Below are 16766 nucleotides of genomic sequence, written 5' to 3' on the forward strand. Positions count from 1 at the left end.
CTTCAACCCACCTTGTCCAGGAATTCGTTGAACGCGCGCTCCAAGCGCTGGAGCCGGCGCACGTCGACGACCGTGACCTGTGGGTTGGCCACGAACCAGCCGGCCGCGGTGATCTGATGTCCGGCGATGAAGTCCTTGACTTTCGGGCTCTTGATCCCCGGCCAGCCCTCAACCGACTGGAACAGCAGATCCATCAGATCCGGGATCTTGGTGGCGAAGTCGTTGATGTACGTGTCCCAGTCGCCGTCGTAGGTGGTGGCGAACAGGATGCGCGTGTCATCGTCGAAGAAGGCGAAGCGCATGTCGTGGAGTGTGCCGACCTTCTGCGCGCCGTCGAAGTTGCCGTTGACCAGGCCGAAGATGCGCCGCAGCCGTTCGGCGCCTCCAGGCTTCAGCCTGGCGATCGCCGTCAGCTCCGAGACGTTGCCGGACTGTGCACCGATCCGCCCGGCCGAGCCCGCGGAGCCCTTCAAGTCGGGATTGTGCTTGGTCATCATCTGTTCGAGCGCAAGCTTGGCGAGCTGCGGCGCGTCGCCCGCAACCTCCTCGATCCGGCGGCGGATCGCCCGGAGACGGGTCTCGTCGATCTGCGGGGCGTCGTGGCTGTCGGTCATCGGTGGCTCCTGTCGCGTCTGGGGTTCGAGATCCCTTCAGTCAGGTATCTGCTCGATCGACGTCGGCTCGACGCGTGGCTGTGCGTTCAGCATGTGTCGACGTGCGCTCGACCGTTCGTAGGCGGCGATGCGCACGCGCATGATCGAGCCGAGTGGCCGGTGCTCCTGGATGCCGTGCCAAGGATTGAACGAGAGCACGTCGTCGCCGTAGACACGCCGGGTCGGAGAGTAGGCATCCTGCGGTGGGAACCGCAGGGTCGCAATCGGCTGATGCGGGGAGAGATCGTCCGGCCAGAGCACCGACGCATCCTCGACTGGCATCGCCGCGAGATCGGTGCAGAGCTGGGCACGCAGCTGATACTCGGCCCCTGCCGTCCGGAAGTGCTCGACTACGAGATTGCGCATAGTCCCATCGTCGACCGGGCCGACTTCCTTGCCCGCCAGCGCCCTCACGTTCGCGGACAACGGCGCGGCGCTGATCTTGGCGACGTGGTCGCCGAAGCGGAGCGCCGCCATGGAGTGGTAGGTCTCGCCGAGCAGGTGCGCGTTGTCCCGGGCCAACCCGCGCAGGGTCGCGCCGGGCGTGAGACCGATCGCTTCGGCCGCCGACTCGATCCCGCGCGCGGCGCCGGCGAGCGCCCGCTGCAGGAAGGCTGGATTTCGGGCGTTCTTTTCCAGGAGATCGACGAGCTGCCTGTAGGCCTGGATGGTACCGAAGCTGAGTACGGGGATGTTGACCAGCAGGAAGTCTTGGTTGCCTCCCGCATCCTCATGCAGAAGGCGTTCGCCCTTGACCCCGAGCACCTTGATCGCCATGCCGCGCGGAGCCGGGATTGTATCGGAGTGGATGTCGCCGGGCGCGGAGGACAGGCGCACGACGACGGGATAGACGGCGGGTCGTGCGAAGATCCCCTGCTGCAGGTATGCCGGCAGCCCGTCAGATATGACAAGCTCGCCCGTGAGGATGCCGTGGCTCTTCGCGTGGGCGTCGCGAACCGCGTGACGATGCCGCTCGAACGCCACATGGTTCGAGCGCGCCATGACGTCGAGGATTTCGGCCGTCAGGGCCGCCTCATCGGGTTGTTGAACCTCGACATCCGGCGTGTAGCGAAGATAGGGCCTTCCGGCGTCGCGGTGAGAACTCCCGTCGAGCGTACTCATGCCGCGAGCTCCGCCGATGCGCTCGGTGTGACGGCGTCGATGGCCAAAAGCAAGTGCCGTGGGCCTCGCAGCGAGGCGCCGGGGCGGTATGGCGGTGGGTCGGCGAGAAGCCGCGGCGCTTGCAGCCGCTGGGCCAATGCCACGAGTGCGACCTCCGCCTCGATCCGCGCGAGCGGCGCGCCCACGCAGTAGTGCAGGCTGCCGCCGAACCCGAAGTGCTGGTTGTTCGCGCGGTCGGGAACGAAGCGGTCCGGATCAGCGAAGCGCAGCGGGTCGCGGCTGCCGGAGGCGAGCAGGAGCACCACCGGCGCCCCTTCCGGGATCGTGGTTCCACCGATCGCGATGTCGGCGCGCGCCAGCCGCGTGCGATAGTGGACGGGCGGCTCGTAGCGCAGCAACTCCTCGATCAGCCGCGGCGCGACTTCCGGCTCTCGGCGCAGGCGTTCCAGGTGCTCGGGGAAGCGGAGCAGCGTAAGGACGCCGTTGGTAATCAAGTTCACGGTCGTCTCGTGACCCGCGACCAGGAGGAGGACGGCCGTGGCCACGAGGTCGTGGTCGTTCATCCGCTCGCCGTCGTGCTCGGCTGCGAGCCCGGAGAGCAGGTCGTCCTGCGGCGCCCGGCGCTTCTCTTTGATCAATCCCTGCAGGTAGTCGGTGATCGCCGTGAACGCTTCCTCAGTCCTGCCGGCGTTCTCGCGGTCCGTACGCCGGTCCGGTTCGAGGGCGGTGGCGAGCTGAGTCGCCCATCCTTGGAACCGGGGCTCGTCCTCGCGCGGGACGCCGAGCAGCTCGCAGATCACCGTGACTGGCAGGGGGTAGGAGAAATCGTCGACCAGATCGAGGTCGGTCCGGTCCCGCAGCCCGTCGAGGAGGGCGTGGGTGAGCTGCTCCGCCTTACGGTGCATCGCCCGCACGCGAGCAGGTGCGAACTCGCGCATGACCTGCCGGCGCAGGAGGTCGTGGTCTGGCGGATCGCGGAAGATGAAGGGACGATGGCGCGCGGTGATCCGGCTGCGGACCGGGCGCACGAACAGATCGCTCAGTGGATGCCCGGTCCAGCGGAATAGAGGCGGATCGGGCAGATCCTCCGAGCTGATGCGCGGATCGTGCAGGAGGCGGTAGAGTTCCGCGTGAGTGCTCACGACGTAACTGCCGTCGTCCTGGCGGCTCACGGGCGTCCGGCGCATCTCGGCGTAGAGCGGGTACGGGTCGGCGCGGTTGGCCGGATCGAGGATCTGCTGGAACAGCGTGCCGTTCACGGTGAGCTCCTGTCGGACGGTGGTGCGGGATGCGGTCAGGACACGGCCCGGGCCAGCGGTTGAGGCCGGATGTCGGCTTGGTCGAGAGCGCCGACGATCGGTGGGAAAGGCGTCGCCTCCGCCACCGCCGCCCGGTAGGCGGGCAGCCAGCGGGCGCTGTCTACGGAGACAGCGGCCACAGTTCGCCCCTGCGCGCCGTACACGCCGATGAACCGGCGATCCCGCAACGAACCCTGCACGACGGCGAATTGGTTGGCCCCGGTCGGCAGGCCAACGAGCTTGATGTTGAGGCCGAACTGCTGCGACCAGAAGTCCGGCAGGTGGTCGTAGGGGATTAGTCCCGCTTCACCGGCGACCATGTTCCGGGCTGCCGTCTCCGCTTGAGCGACCGCGTTGCCCCAATGCTCGACGGCGAGGAGGCGGTTGCCGTAGATGGCGCTCGGCCAGTGAGCGATATCGCCGGCCGCGAAGACATCCGGCACAACTGCCCGAGTGGCGGTGAGGACGCGGCAGTGGGTGTCCACCCGGACGCCTTTAGGCGAAACCGCCAAGCCTGCACCGGCCAGCCACTCAGTGTTGCGCAGGGCGCCGAGGGCAGCGACGACGCAATCGGCCTCGATCCGTTGGCCGTTGCGCAGGATGGCCGCGACGACCCGGCTATCCGCGTCGGGTTGAAATCGCGCGACTTCTGTCTCCAGTCGGAGGTCCACGCCGCGGTCGCGGATTACGTCCCGCATGAAAGCGGCCGTGACGGAACCCAGGGCATGAACCAACGGGAGCGCACCGCGCACCGCCAGGGTCACGTCGAGGCCGAGATCGCGGCAGCACGACGCGATCTCACAGCCGATAAACCCGCCACCGATGATGAGCACGCGGCGCGGTTTCCCGGCGAGGCCACGCGCAAGATGCTCTGCGTCCGCGTGGCCGCGAAGCGTGTACACGTTCGAGGAAGCTGCTTCCGCACCGTTCGGCCACGGGCGTGCCCGAGTCCCGGTCGCGATAAGCAGCCGGTCGTATACGATCTGTGTGCCGTCCGAGAGGTAGATACGATGTGCGAGCGTATCGAGCCCCAATGCACCGACCCCGAGGCGGAACGTGGCGTTCAGATCGGCCCGTTGCGGCAGGGATGTTTCCGCGCTGTACAGGCCGCGGAGCACCTGCTTCGACAGCGGCGGACGATCGTAGGGCGGCTCGTTCTCGTCACCGATCAGAACAATCCTGCCTTCGTAGCCCACGTCACGCAGTGCGTGCGCCGCGGACAGGCCCGCGAGCGAGGCGCCGACGATGACGATCTGGCGAGGAGCTTCGGTGGGCGCTGTCATCGGTCGCCCACTTTATGCGGCATAAGGGCCGGAACGTCGCTCGTCGCAGTAATGGCACGCACCGGGCAGGCCTGCACCGCGCGCTCAATCTCGGCTCGAGCGGCTTCGTCGGGTGCCGTGTCGTAGACCAACGCTTCTGCACCATGCAGGGCGAAGTGGTCGGGAGCGGCGTAGATGCACTGCGCGTAAGCTTGGCAGCGGTTGAGGTCGACGACGACCTTCATGGATGACACTCCGTCGAAGGGGCAAGCGCCGGTGGCGGCAGTCACTGGAGGACGCGGAGCGTCAGTCGTGTGACCTCCCGGCGGAGGATGGCGCGCTCGTCCCCTCATCGAACACGGCACCGCACCGAGCACTCAACTGCTCGCGGTGTTGATGCATGCAGGCGATGATCGCCGGACGGTTGGGCACGTCCTCAGCGCACAGGCGCAGGACGTCGCTGCGACACGCCAAGGTCGCTTCCGTGATACTTGTCTCGGCAGCGGCGCCGTTGAGACTGGTACCGACGACGAGGAATAGGATTAGGAGTGTCAAACGCGACATGATGCGGCTCTCTGGATGCGCCCCGTCGTAGAACCATAAAGGAAATAATAAGTTCCTTTTCAAGTAGGAATGTCACGGGGAGGTATGCAGTGACGACAAGCCAGAAAGAGGCGTCGCCGTTGGCGTCGCGGAAGCGTGCCCTCAGCCCCGGACGCCCGCGCGCGGCAACGATCCAGGCACGTCAGGATCGGCTGATGGACATCGTCACTGCCGAGTTTCTGACATACGGCTATGAGGGGGCAAATATCGCGCGTGTAGCCCGTACCGCAGGAGTTTCGCCCAAGACGATCTACGCGCGCTACGCCACAAAGGACGAGTTGCTGCTGGCAGTCGTGGTTCACCTAACGGAGGCCTCGCGCGAAGGACTGGCACAGGAGCTGATGGATGGCTCAATCAGCCCCGAGCAAGGTCTGACGACCTTTGCCCTGACCACCGCCTACCATTGGACATCGGAGCGTGAGTTCGGACTCTACAGGCTTGTCATCACGGAAGCCGGTCGCTTCCCCCACCTCGTAACGCTTTATCGAGAGAGCACCGACGCGTTCCGTGAAGTCGTGACGGCGTATCTCACCGATCAAGTCGCTCGACGTGTGCTCGTGATCAAGGATGTCTCGACCGCCGTTCAGTTGTTTGTGTCCGTGACGACAGGACAGATCCGAGAGCGAATGCTTCTAGGTGAGCGTCCTTCTTCAATCGAAATTGAAGCTCAAGTAAGAGAAGGTGTCAGAATGTTTCTGGCCTGGTGCAAAAATAAATAATAGTATCGGTTAAACATATGCAGAATTATTATACAAAATCATATCTCTGTCTTCGGTCGGTGTCAGGAGAAGATGCCGGCGATTGTTGTCTGAAGGCGCATCTGTAGCGGACGGACAGTTCCAGCTTCTCTCTGTGAGCTGACCGGCAAGGATGAGTTCTAGCTGCGCTGTTCCACATTGCTTGCCCAATCGGAATTCAACGATAGGTAGCGCGCTCAGCGATGCAGATAAAAGGAAAGTTTTTCAACAAACGCGGTCTATGCATGTGTTGCGCCCGCCGAGGCTGCCGGATTCTCTTGGAATACTGCGTCGGAAATTCAAATGTCGAGAAAAGGTATCCGTCGGTAGCCGGCAGCGAGAACGCTGCGGTGTCCGGTTTAGCGCCTCGCGCGACCGAAAGCTGCCAGACCGCTTTCGGCCAGATTACGCCATGCCGGATAGCCGACAGGCGCAAAAGCGGTCGTTCGGCTGTGCGCCCAAGCCAGTCGTTCGCAGGGGTTCGATGGCATCTCCAAAGCAGACATGGCGGGTGCCGATACCCGTATTCCCGCTCCACTTGTTGACAGAGCCGTTCGGGCTACGACCGGACCGACCCGCCCACGACCACTGGATGGCCCAGAACTTGACGCAGGACATCTGGGGCGTTGGCCCGGTGAACGCCCGCAAGCTTGGGGCGCTGGGGTGCGAGAGCGCCGCCGACGTGCGCGATCTCGACCCCCGGGCGGTGCGCAAGGCCATGACAGTGGTCGGCGAGCGGCTGTTGCGGCAGCTACGCGGCGAGGCCTGTCTCGACCTGGAGGAGGTCGCCGCGACTCGGAAGGGCTGCGCCGTGAACCGGAGCTTCTCCGACCGGGTCGAGGATCACGCAACGATGGAGCAGGCGGTCGCCGCCAACGCGACCCGGCTCGGGGAAAAGCTCCGCCGGGAGGGGTTCGGAACCGACCACGTCACGGTCTTCTTCCGCACCTCCGAGCACGACCGGACTCGGCTGCAGCGGTCGGTCTCGACGGTGGTGACCCTGCCGGAATCGTCGAACGACACTTTGGTGCTGGTGAAGGCCGCACTGCATGGCGTCCGCAAGACCTGGCGGGACGGCTTTTGTTATTCGAAGGCCGGAGTGGTCACGACGGACCTCCTGCCTCTCCACGCCTCCCAGCGAGCGATACCCGGCCTCGGCCAGCTCGACCGCGAGCGGGGGCCGCGCTGATGGCGGCGCTCGATGCCTGCAACCGGCGCTTCGGGCGCGGGGCGGTCGTCCCAGCCGCGGCCGGGTTCACCCCGGCGCGGGCATGGTCGACCAAGTTCGAGATGCGCTCGCCGCGCTACACGACCCGGCTGGACGAGATCCTGGTCGTTGCGGCGGACAATCCCGTACGATCTGCCTGGAAGGCTGCGATTTACCGTCAAGACAAATGCTGGGCGGAAACCTGATCAGTTCTTCCGGACCAGCGGGACGGGCGCCGGCGGCGGCGGGGCGCCGAAGGCGTAGCGGAAGCCGACCGAGACGATGTCGACGCTCGAATCGACCACACCCGCGAAGGCGATGTTGCCAACGTTGTAGTCCCGCCCGATGCCCGCGAGGATACGCGAGCGGTCCAGGAAGAGGTGAGAATAGGCGGCGTTCAGCGTCAGCTGATTGTTCCAGCGGTAGCTCGCACCGACGTTCAGGCTGTAGCGGTCGCCGTCCGGCAGGCGGACCGAGCGGTTGCTGAAGTCGATCGGCGAAGTCTCGTAGCCGAAGCCGGCGCGCACCGTCAGGGCGGCGTTCACGTCGTACTCACCGCCGATCGAGTAGTAATACCCGTCCTTGTAGTTCAGCGGCAGGGAGTTCACCGGTACGCCCAGCGTCTTCGACACGATGCCGACGGTGCCGAGCCTCGACCAGTTGTCCCACTCGAAGCCGAGGGACACGCGGGCGATCGGGCTCACCGCCTGGGTCAGGCCCACGCTGAGCTTCTCCGGCGTGTTGAAGTTTGCGCGCACCTGTCCGGCCAGCGGCGCCAGGGCGAGGATCGGCACGCCGATCGAGCCGTCGATGTCGTGATGCACCGAGGAGCGGTAGCCGATGCCGAGCGCCGTCCCTTCCCAGGGCGTGATGTTCACGCCCGCGGTGAAGCCCACACCCCAGGACTCACCCTTCAGGAAGGAGCTGGGATAGGCCGTCGGGGGCAGGCCGGGAAGCGGCAGGGCCTGGCGCAGGGTTAGGCGGAAATACTCGATGTTCGGACCGGCGGCGACCGAGAGCCACTCGTTCACCTTGAAGCCGACGACCGGGTTGAAGACCAGCGAGAAGATTCGCGAAGAGCGACCGTAGACCTCGCCGGCCCAGACCTCGTTCGGCTTGGTAGTCAGGCCGAACGGCGCGCCGGTGGAGATGCCGAGCCAGAGGCGGTCGTTGATTTGGTAAGAGCTTGCACCCGCCGGGAGCACCGCGCCCTGGCCGATATCGCCCGAGCCGCCGAGGCCCCCGAAGGCCGGGTTGGTGCCGGTGGACGGGGTGATGGTCGCAGAGGGACCGAGATACGTGAGGTTCTGCTCGGTGACGAAGCCAGGCCGCATCGTGATGACGGCCGGGTTCCAGAACATCGACGACACGCCGCCGGAGCCGGCCGCCGCACCCGCGAATCCCAGGCCCTGGGCCTGCGTGCTCTGCTCCCGCAGGCCGAATGCGCCCGCAGATGCTTCCGTAACGGCGCAGAGCGCGGTGAGGACGGCAATCGAGCCGATGCGAAGGCGTGAATTCATGGTTTCCCCCACACGAATCCGCTGATTGAGCCGATGCGGATTTCGAATTTTGAGTCCGTTCCGGAGCGCCCAGGCTTAGCAGGCACGGGCGGGAGAAACGGCGGCTGGCAAGATCGGATGCCGAGGTGCCGAGACCGACTCATCGCGCCGGCTTGTGGCACTAACATAACCTATACGTCATGATGCTGACTAATGCTGCAAAAAGTTGCAAGCACGGATTGCCCCTTTCTCACCGAAATTCGATCGGCCGAATGTAATCGCCAATGGATGTGGCCTTTGGGCACCAACGGCGCTCTCGCTGCAGCGCACAACGACGTGTTGCGCAAATATTCGCGCGCGCGGTGTGAGGGCCGCCGATCTCGGCACGGAACGGCGGGCCGCGCCTCGGATCCTCGTCGGCAGCGAGATCTCGAAGGTCGACCACCGGCGTCCCGTCATCCGTCGGGCGCGGCAGAACCCAAGTTCGACCGGACACCGCCGCGATCGAATGCCGGGGTGGGGGCTTGCGTTTGGTTTACCTATGCGGATATAGACTAACGTATACGTCAATCCAGACCTGCTCGAACGAAGCGCTTCCGAAGAGAGCGACGCAGGAAGGGGGGAACATGTCGGCCACCCACGATGATGGCGGTTGCAGGCAAGCAGCCGCACCCTCGGCACCACGTCTGTCCGCCAGTGAGCCGAACACGTTGCCGGAGGTATTCGACCGGGCCGTGCGTCGTTTCGCGGACAGGCCGGCGCTCGATTTTTTCGGGCGGAAGTGGACCTATCGTGACGTCGGCGAGCTGACCGATCGCGTGGCCGAGGGCCTCATCCGCCTCGGCGTCGGACACGGCGTTAAGGTCGGTCTGTGCTTGCCGAACTCGCCGTATTCGGTGGTGTTCTACTTCGCCATTCTCAAGTCCGGCGGAACCGTCGTCAACTACAATCCACTCTATACCCCGCGGGAGTGCCTAGCGCAGATCCTCGATTCGGACACGACGATCATGGTCTTGCCCGACATAGAACGGGTCTATGGCCCCGTCGCCGCCGTGGCGGATGAGGCCGGTCTTCGCCATCTGGTCGTCTGTCCGTTTGCGGATGCTTTGCCCTTCGGCCGCGGCGTTCTCTATCGGCTGTTCAAGCGGACGGAAAAGGCCCGCGTTCATGACGATGCGCGGCACGTTTCCTTCTCGAAGCTGCTGTCCGGCCGCAGCGCTACCCAGCGACGTCCCGCACCGCGTCCGGACGATGTCGCGCTGCTGCAGTACACCGGCGGGACGACCGGCGTGCCCAAAGGTGCGATGCTGACCCACGCCAATCTCGCCGGAAACGTTCGTCAGTTGTCGCCCCTGATGCAGGGCGGAGGGCTGCGCGACGGACAAGAGCGAGCGCTCGCCGTGATCCCGCTGTTCCACGTCTTCGCGATGACCGTCGCGATGAATCTGGCCCTCGATATGGGCGCCCAGATCGTCCTCGTTCCGCAATTCAAGATCGAGGAACTCCTCGCCACGATCGCACGAACAAAGCCCACGTTCTTCCCGGCCGTCCCGACGATCTTCGCGGCGATCAACAAGGCGGCGGAAACGGCCGACGTCGATCTCCGCTCCATCCGTCTGTGCATCTCGGGCGGCGCGCCGCTGCCCGCCGAGGTCGGGGCCCGTTTCGAGGCGCTGACGGGATGCCGGCTGTCGGAAGGCTATGGGCTGACGGAGAGTTCGCCCGTCGTCAGCGTCAATCCGTTCGACGCCCGGCGTCGCGCGGGTTCGGTCGGCCTGCCACTGGTGGACACGACCATCGAGATCCGGGATCCGAACTGCCCCGATCGGCTGATGCCGGCTGGCGCAAAGGGCGAAGTCTACATCCGGGGCCCGCAGATCATGGCGGGTTACTGGCGCCGTCCGGCCGACTCCTCTGAGGTTCTGGTCGACGGGGCGCTCAGGACCGGGGACGTGGGCTACCGCGATCCGGAGGGATTCCTGTTCCTCGTCGATAGGATCAAGGATCTCATCATCTGTGGCGGATACAACGTCTATCCGCGCCAGATCGAGGATGCACTGTACGAGCACGAGGCCGTCGAAGAGGTGGTCGCGATCGGCATCCCGGATGCGTACCGCGGCGAAAGTCCCAAGGCGTTCGTGAAGCTGCGCGCCGGGTTCCCGACGACGCCCGATGAGCTTCGCGCCTTCCTCTCCGAGCGTATCTCGAAGATCGAGATGCCCAGGGAAATCGAGATCCGGACAAGCCTGCCGAAGACCGCGGTCGGCAAGCTGTCGAAGAAGGAACTGATCGCGGAGGAGCGCGAACGGGCCGGGCTGGCGGCCATGAACAGGCGGGCTTCGGCATGATGTTGACCCTAAGGACCCTCGGGGCATACGATGACGTTCTTCACGAAAAGGCCGTCTGTGTCCGAAACGCTGTACACCGTGACCCAACTCGCCACGGAATTGGGGGTTACGGCGAGGACGGTGCGCTTCTACGAGGACAAGGGGCTGCTGACCCCGCAGCGCGCCGGGAATACCCGCATCTTCGCCCATCGCGACAAGGTCCGGTTGATCCTCATCCTACGGGGCAAGCGGTTGGGCTTCTCGCTCCGCGAGATCAAGGAATATCTCGACCTCTACGCGGCCGATCCGACCCAGAGAGAGCAGTGGCGCGACCTTCTGAAGAAGGTTCAGGGCCGGATCGATCAACTCGTCGATCAGCAGAAGGCGCTCATCGAGACGCTCGGCGAACTGGAGAAGCTCAGGCTTTACGCTCTGGCCGGCCTCGACGACGCGGAGCCCGACAAGACGCGGCGCGCGCGCTAGCAAGGGCTCGCAAGAACCGTCGCCGGTCTCGCGACGAAGAACTGCTGCGCACCGAGGATTCAGTCGGACGCAGCGCCGGCCTGCCCGCGGGATGCCACCGCCGGGCGCCGGCAGGCTTTCCGGCCGCATCCCCGGGACTGCATCCCGCCCTGGAGGCGTGGGTCGGGCCGCACTTCACAAGCCCATGCGCCCAGGGCTTCGCGGAGGCGATGCGGCTGCCCGCAGCCGCGACGTCGCCGGCGCTCTCTCATCGTAGTCTTTCCGGGAGGTAAACATGACCGACATCGTCATCGCGGGCTATGCCCGCTCGCCCTTCACACCCGCGAAGAAGGGAGCGCTCGCCCGGGTCCGTCCCGACGACCTCGCCGCGCAGGTGGTGCGCAAGCTGGTCGCCGACATCGGGATCCCCTCGAAGGACATCGAGGACCTGATCGTCGGCTGCGCCTTCCCCGAGGGCGAGCAGGGCTTCAACATCGCCCGCCTGATCGGCCTGATGGCCGATCTCGACCTCGGCGTCGGCGGCGTCACGGTGAACCGCTTCTGCGGCTCGTCGATGCAGTCGGTCCACATGGCGGCGGGGCAGATCGCCCTCGGCGCGGGCGTGGCCTTCGTCTGCGCGGGTGTGGAGAGCATGAGCCGCGTGCCGATGATGGGCTTCAACCCGATGCCGAACCCGGCTCTCCATGAGAAGCGCCCCGGCGCCTACATGGGCATGGGCGACACCGCCGAGAACGTCGCCCGCCGCTGGGAGATCTCCCGTGCGGATCAGGAGGCCTTCGCGGTGGCGAGCCACCACAAGGCGGCCAAGGCGCAGGGAGAAGGGCGGCTTGCCGCCGAGATCGTCCCGATCGCCACCAAGGGCGGCACGGTCGAGACGGACGGCTGCATCCGGGCGGATGCCAGCGCCGAAGGTCTCGCCAGCCTCAAGCCCGCCTTCCAGCAGGACGGCTCAGTCACCGCCGGCACGTCCTCGCCGCTGACCGATGGCGCCTCGGCGGTGCTGGTGTGCAGCGCAGGCTTCGCGAACCGTCACGGGCTGAAGCCGCTGGCGCGGGTCGCCTCGGTCGCGGTCGCGGGCTGCGAGCCGGAGATCATGGGCATGGGTCCCGTCGTCGCCTCGCGCAAGGCCTTGGCCCGGGCGGGCATCGCCGCCGACGCCCTAAGCGTGGTCGAGCTGAACGAGGCCTTCGCCTCCCAGGCGCTCGCCTGCATGCGCGACCTCGGCCTCGACGAAAAGATCGTCAACATCGACGGCGGCGCCATCGCGCTCGGCCATCCGCTCGGCGCCACAGGGGCCCGCATCGTCGGCAAGGCGGCCTCGCTCCTGTCCCGCGAGGGCGGTCGCTTCGCGCTGGCCACCCAGTGCATCGGCGGCGGCCAGGGCATCGCCACCGTTCTGGAGCGCATCTGATGACCGGGATCCGCAAAGTCGCCGTCATCGGCGCCGGAGTCATGGGCGCCGGCATCGCCGCCCATGTCGCCAATGCCGGCATGCCGGTGCTCCTCATGGACATCGTCCCCGAGGGCGCCGCCGGCCGGAACGCGCTGGCCGAGGGCGCCATCGCGAAGCTGCTCAAGACCGAGCCCGCCGCCTTCATGTCCCCGCGGGCCGCCAAGCTCGTGGAGACGCTCAACGTCGAGGACCATCTCGACCGCCTCGGCGAGGTCGATTGGATCATCGAGGTGGTGATCGAGCGGCTTGACGCGAAACAGGCGCTCTACAAGCGGATCGACGCCGTGCGCCGGCCCGGCACGGCGGTCTCGTCGAACACCTCGACCATTCCGCTGGACGCGCTGGTCGAAGGGATGCCCGAGGCATTCCAGCGAGACTTCCTCATCACCCACTTCTTCAACCCGCCGCGCTACATGCGGCTTCTGGAGATCGTGACGGGGCCGAAGACCGATCCGGCGCTCGCCCAGACCGTGGCGGACTTCGCCGACCGCAAGCTCGGCAAGAGCATCGTCCGCTGCAAGGACCGGCCGGGTTTCATCGCCAACCGGCTCGGGATCTTCTGGATCCAGAACGCCATCGCGGCGGCCGACGACCTCGACGTGCCGGTGGAGGAGGCGGACGCGGTGATGGGCCGCCCCTTCGGCATCCCGAAGACCGGCGTGTTCGGCCTCGTCGATCTCGTCGGGCTCGACCTGATCCCGCACACCACGAAGAGCCTGCGGGCGGCCCTGCCGCCGGAGGACGCATTCCACGCCACCTATCGCGAGATGCCGGTGGTCACGAAGCTGATCGCGGAGGGCTTCACCGGCCGCAAGGGCAAGGGCGGCTTCTACCGCCTGAACCGGAAGGACGGGCAGAAGACCAAGGAAGCCATCGACCTAAAGACCGGTGAGTACAGGCCCTCCGCGAAGGCCGACTTGCCGGCGCTGAAGGAGGCCAAGGGCCCGCGCGCGGTGCTCGACCTGAAGGGCCGCGCCGGCGACTACGCCTGGAAGGTGATCGGCCCGACGTTGGCCTATGCCGCCGGGCTCGTCGGCGAGGCGAGCGACGAGGTCGCCGCCATCGATGAGGCCATGCGCCTGGGCTACAACTGGAAGTGGGGGCCGTTCGAGCTGACCGACAGGATCGGCGGTGCCTACGTGGCCGAGCGGCTGGCGAAGGACGGCCATGCCGTCCCGCCGATCCTCGCCGGGCTCAACGGCCAGACCTTCTACCGGGTCGAGAACGGCCGTCGGCAGGTGCTGCAGGCCGAGGGCGGCTACAAGGATGTCGTCCGCCCCGAGGGCGTTCTGCGGTTGGAGGACATCAAACTGTCCGCCAAGCCACTCCTCAAGAACGGCTCCGCCGCCCTGTGGGATATCGGCGACGGCGTGGTCTGCTTCGAGTTCATCTCGCAGTCGAACGCGCTGGACGAGCAGATCATGGTCTTGCTCGGCAAGACCATCAAGCTGATCAAGGATAAGTACAAGGCGCTCGTCGTCTACAACGAAGGCTCGAACTTCTCGGTCGGCGCGAATCTCGGGCTGGCCCTGTTCGCCGCCAACATCGCCGCCTGGGGCGAGATCGAGAAGCTGGTCAGCCTCGGTCAGCAGACCTACGGTCAGCTGAAATACGCGCCCTTCCCGGTGGTGAGCGCCCCCGCCGGCATGGCGCTTGGCGGCGGCTGCGAGATCCTTCTGCACAGCGATGCCGTGCAGGCCCATGCCGAGAGCTATATCGGCCTCGTGGAGGCGGGCGTCGGGCTCGTGCCGGCCTGGGGCGGCTGCAAGGAGATGCTGGCCCGCTGGCAATCGTCGCCGAAGCTGCCGAGGGGGCCGATGCCCGCCGCCGCCAAGGTGTTCGAGACGATCTCGACCGCCACGGTCGCCAAGTCGGCGGAGGAGGCCCGCGACCTCCTGTTCCTGCGCGAGAGCGACGGGATCACCATGAACCGCGACCGGCTGCTCGCCGACGCCAAGGCCAAGGCCCTGTCGCTCATCGAGGGCTACGAGGCACCCAAGCCCGTCACTGTGACGCTGCCCGGCCCCGCGGGCGGGGTCGCCATGCGCATGGCGGCGGAGGGCTTCGCCCGTCGCGGCATCGCCACCAAGCACGACCTCGTCGTGGCGGGGGAACTGGCCTCAGTGCTCTCCGGGGGCGAGGCCGACATCCTGGATGCGCTGGACGAGGATGCAATCCTCGAACTCGAACGTGACAGCTTCATGCGCCTCGTGCGGACGGAGGCGACCCTCGACCGGTTCGAGAGCGTGATCGAAACCGGCCGGCCGGTGAGGAACTGACCCGATGCAGACCTACAAGGCTCCCTTGCGCGACATGCGCTTCGTGCTGCACGAGTTGCACGCCGACGCCCAGCCCCTGCCGGGCCTGGAAGACTTCACCCCCGACGTCGCCGACGCCATCCTGGAGGAGGCCGGCAAGTTCTGCACGGAGCGCCTGCTGCCGCTGAACGCCTCCGGCGACGAGGAGGGCTGCTGCCTGGAGAACGGCGTCGTCCGTACGCCGAAGGGCTTTCCCGAGGCGTACAAGGCGTTCCGGGAGGGCGGCTGGACCGCCATGGGCGCGGACCCCGCCTATGGCGGCCAGGGCCTGCCGGCGGGCATCAACAAGCTCGTCGAGGAGATGATCTGCTCCACGAACCTGTCCTTCGGCCTCTATCCCGGCCTCAGCCACGGGGCCTATCAGGCGATCGAGGGCCACGCCTCGGAGGAGCTGAAGGCGGCCTACCTGCCGAAGCTCGTGGACGGCACGTGGTCCGGCACGATGTGCCTGACCGAACCCCATTGCGGCACCGATCTCGGCCTCCTGCGGACCAAGGCCGTGCCGCAGGACGACGGGTCCTTTCGCGTCACCGGCTCGAAGATCTTCATCTCGGCGGGCGACCACGACCTCACCGAGAACATCATCCACTTGGTGCTGGCCAAGATCCCCGACGCGCCCAAGGGCGTGAAGGGTATCAGCCTGTTCCTCGTGCCGAAGTTCCTGCCGCGGGCGGACGGTTCGCCGGGCGAGCGCAATGGCGTGACCTGTAGCGCCCTTGAGCACAAGATGGGCATCAAGGCCTCGGCCACCTGCCAGATGTCGTTCGACGACGCCACGGGTTGGCTCGTGGGCGAGCCGCACAAGGGCATGCGCGCGATGTTCACGATGATGAACAGCGAGCGCCTGTCGGTCGGCATCCAGGGGCTCGGCGCGGGCGAGGCCGCCTACCAGGGCGCCATCGCCTACGCGAAGGAGCGCCTCCAGGGCCGCGCGCTCTCGGGCGCCAAGCGGCCGGACCTGCCCGCCGACCCGATCCTCGTCCACCCGGACGTGCGGCGGATGCTGATGACGATCCGCGCGTACAACGAGGGCTGCCGGGCGCTCGGCGCCTGGGTCGCCCGAAGCCTCGACGTGATGGAGCACCATCCCGATCCGGCCGAGCGGCGGCGGGCTGAGGATTTCTCCGCCCTGATGACCCCCATCGTGAAGGCGCTGTTCACCGATCTCGGCTTCGAATCGGCGAGCATCGGCATGCAGGTCTACGGCGGCCACGGCTTCATCCGCGACCACGGCATGGAGCAGTACGTCCGCGACGCCCGGATCTCGATGATCTACGAGGGCACAAACGGCATCCAGGCCCTCGACCTCGTCGGCCGCAAACTCCCGGCCCATGCCGGCCGCTACCTGCGCAGCTTCTTCCACCCGGTGCTCGCTGCCCTGGACGAGGCGATCGAGGACGACGACCTCGCCCCCCTCGCCCAGCCCCTGTCGAAGGCCTTCGGCGCCCTACAACTCGCCACCGCTCACATCGCCCAGCGGGGCCTCAAGGATCCGGAGGAGGCGGGTGCCGCCGCCACCGAGTACCTGCGTCTCTTCGGGTTGGTGGCGTTGGGCTACATGTGGCTGCGCACGGCCAAGGTCTCCCACACCGCGCTCGAGGCCGGGACGGACGAGCGCGACTTCTACGAGGCTAAGCTCGCGACGGCCCGCTTCTACATGGAGCGCATCCTGCCCCAGGTCGCGGGCCTGCTGGCGGCGGTGAAGTCCGGCAAGGGCGCGATGATGGCGCTCGACGAGGCGATGTTCTGACGGGAAGCTTCCTCGGCCGAAAACCGGGCGGGGGCATTCATTCGAGGCGATGCG

The 16766-nt window shown here is 66.6% G+C and carries 12 protein-coding genes and 1 pseudogene; 7 read left to right on the forward strand and 6 right to left on the reverse strand.

Features of this window, described 5'->3' with window-relative positions:
• Positions 1-2: 2 nt before the first annotated feature.
• The 5 genes from J3A75_RS26925 to J3A75_RS26945 are packed head-to-tail and all read right to left on the reverse strand — an operon-like array spanning position 3 to position 4580.
• Positions 3-614: a hypothetical protein gene (locus J3A75_RS26925; protein ID WP_043074392.1), complete on the reverse strand. Its 612-nt coding sequence runs from the start codon at positions 612-614 to the stop codon at positions 3-5.
• 36 nt (positions 615-650) lie between these two features.
• Positions 651-1775 carry a catalase family protein gene (locus J3A75_RS26930; protein ID WP_179239945.1) on the reverse strand — a complete coding sequence of 375 codons (1125 nt, stop codon included), beginning with the start codon at positions 1773-1775 and terminating at the stop codon, positions 651-653.
• Positions 1772-3034, reverse strand: a complete 1263-nt coding sequence (locus J3A75_RS26935; RefSeq protein ID WP_043074394.1) for a cytochrome P450 — start codon at positions 3032-3034, stop codon at positions 1772-1774. The genes J3A75_RS26930 and J3A75_RS26935 overlap by 4 nt, the downstream gene beginning before the upstream one ends.
• Before the next feature lie 35 nt (positions 3035-3069).
• On the reverse strand, positions 3070-4356 hold the full coding sequence (locus J3A75_RS26940; RefSeq protein ID WP_043074395.1) for an NAD(P)/FAD-dependent oxidoreductase: 1287 nt from the start codon (positions 4354-4356) through the stop codon (positions 3070-3072).
• Positions 4353-4580, reverse strand: coding sequence for a ferredoxin (locus J3A75_RS26945; protein ID WP_043074396.1), 228 nt, complete (start codon positions 4578-4580; stop codon positions 4353-4355). Before J3A75_RS26945 ends, J3A75_RS26940 begins: the two co-directional genes overlap by 4 nt.
• Before the next feature lie 513 nt (positions 4581-5093).
• Here J3A75_RS26945 and J3A75_RS26950 point away from each other — a divergent pair.
• Together J3A75_RS26950 and J3A75_RS26955 are read left to right on the forward strand one after the other, a co-directional pair.
• Positions 5094-5657, forward strand: coding sequence for a TetR/AcrR family transcriptional regulator (locus J3A75_RS26950; protein ID WP_053621836.1), 564 nt, complete (start codon positions 5094-5096; stop codon positions 5655-5657).
• A gap of 586 nt (positions 5658-6243) precedes the next feature.
• A pseudogene (locus J3A75_RS26955) lies at positions 6244-7088 on the forward strand (DUF4113 domain-containing protein); the annotation flags it as partial.
• On the opposite strand, the gene J3A75_RS26960 reads toward J3A75_RS26955, so the two are convergent.
• A complete protein-coding gene (locus J3A75_RS26960; RefSeq protein ID WP_043074398.1) occupies positions 7089-8402 on the reverse strand; it encodes an OmpP1/FadL family transporter in 1314 nt (437 codons plus the stop codon).
• A gap of 605 nt (positions 8403-9007) precedes the next feature.
• On the opposite strand from J3A75_RS26960, the gene J3A75_RS26965 reads away from it, so the two are divergent.
• From J3A75_RS26965 to J3A75_RS26985, 5 genes are all read left to right on the forward strand, one after another.
• Positions 9008-10729, forward strand: coding sequence for a long-chain-fatty-acid--CoA ligase (locus tag J3A75_RS26965; RefSeq protein ID WP_089231099.1), 1722 nt, complete (start codon positions 9008-9010; stop codon positions 10727-10729).
• A 30-nt stretch (positions 10730-10759) separates the two neighbouring features.
• The gene (locus J3A75_RS26970; protein WP_043074399.1) at positions 10760-11191 is read left to right on the forward strand and encodes a MerR family transcriptional regulator; all 432 of its coding nucleotides are present in this window, start codon (positions 10760-10762) and stop codon (positions 11189-11191) included.
• Between the two features lie 274 nt (positions 11192-11465).
• Positions 11466-12602 (forward strand): thiolase family protein, encoded by a 1137-nt coding sequence (locus J3A75_RS26975; RefSeq protein WP_059409521.1) that lies wholly within the window; start codon positions 11466-11468, stop codon positions 12600-12602.
• Complete coding sequence (locus J3A75_RS26980; RefSeq protein WP_043074400.1) at positions 12602-14923, forward strand: 3-hydroxyacyl-CoA dehydrogenase/enoyl-CoA hydratase family protein; 2322 nt, start codon at positions 12602-12604, stop codon at positions 14921-14923. The genes J3A75_RS26975 and J3A75_RS26980 overlap by 1 nt, the downstream gene beginning before the upstream one ends.
• 4 nt (positions 14924-14927) lie before the next feature.
• The gene (locus J3A75_RS26985; RefSeq protein ID WP_059409522.1) at positions 14928-16712 is read left to right on the forward strand and encodes an acyl-CoA dehydrogenase C-terminal domain-containing protein; all 1785 of its coding nucleotides are present in this window, start codon (positions 14928-14930) and stop codon (positions 16710-16712) included.
• The last annotated feature ends 54 nt before the right edge of the window (positions 16713-16766 follow it).

This window comes from Methylobacterium sp. PvP105, assembly GCF_017876975.1.
In the GTDB taxonomy this organism is placed as follows: Bacteria; Pseudomonadota; Alphaproteobacteria; order Rhizobiales; family Beijerinckiaceae; genus Methylobacterium; species Methylobacterium radiotolerans.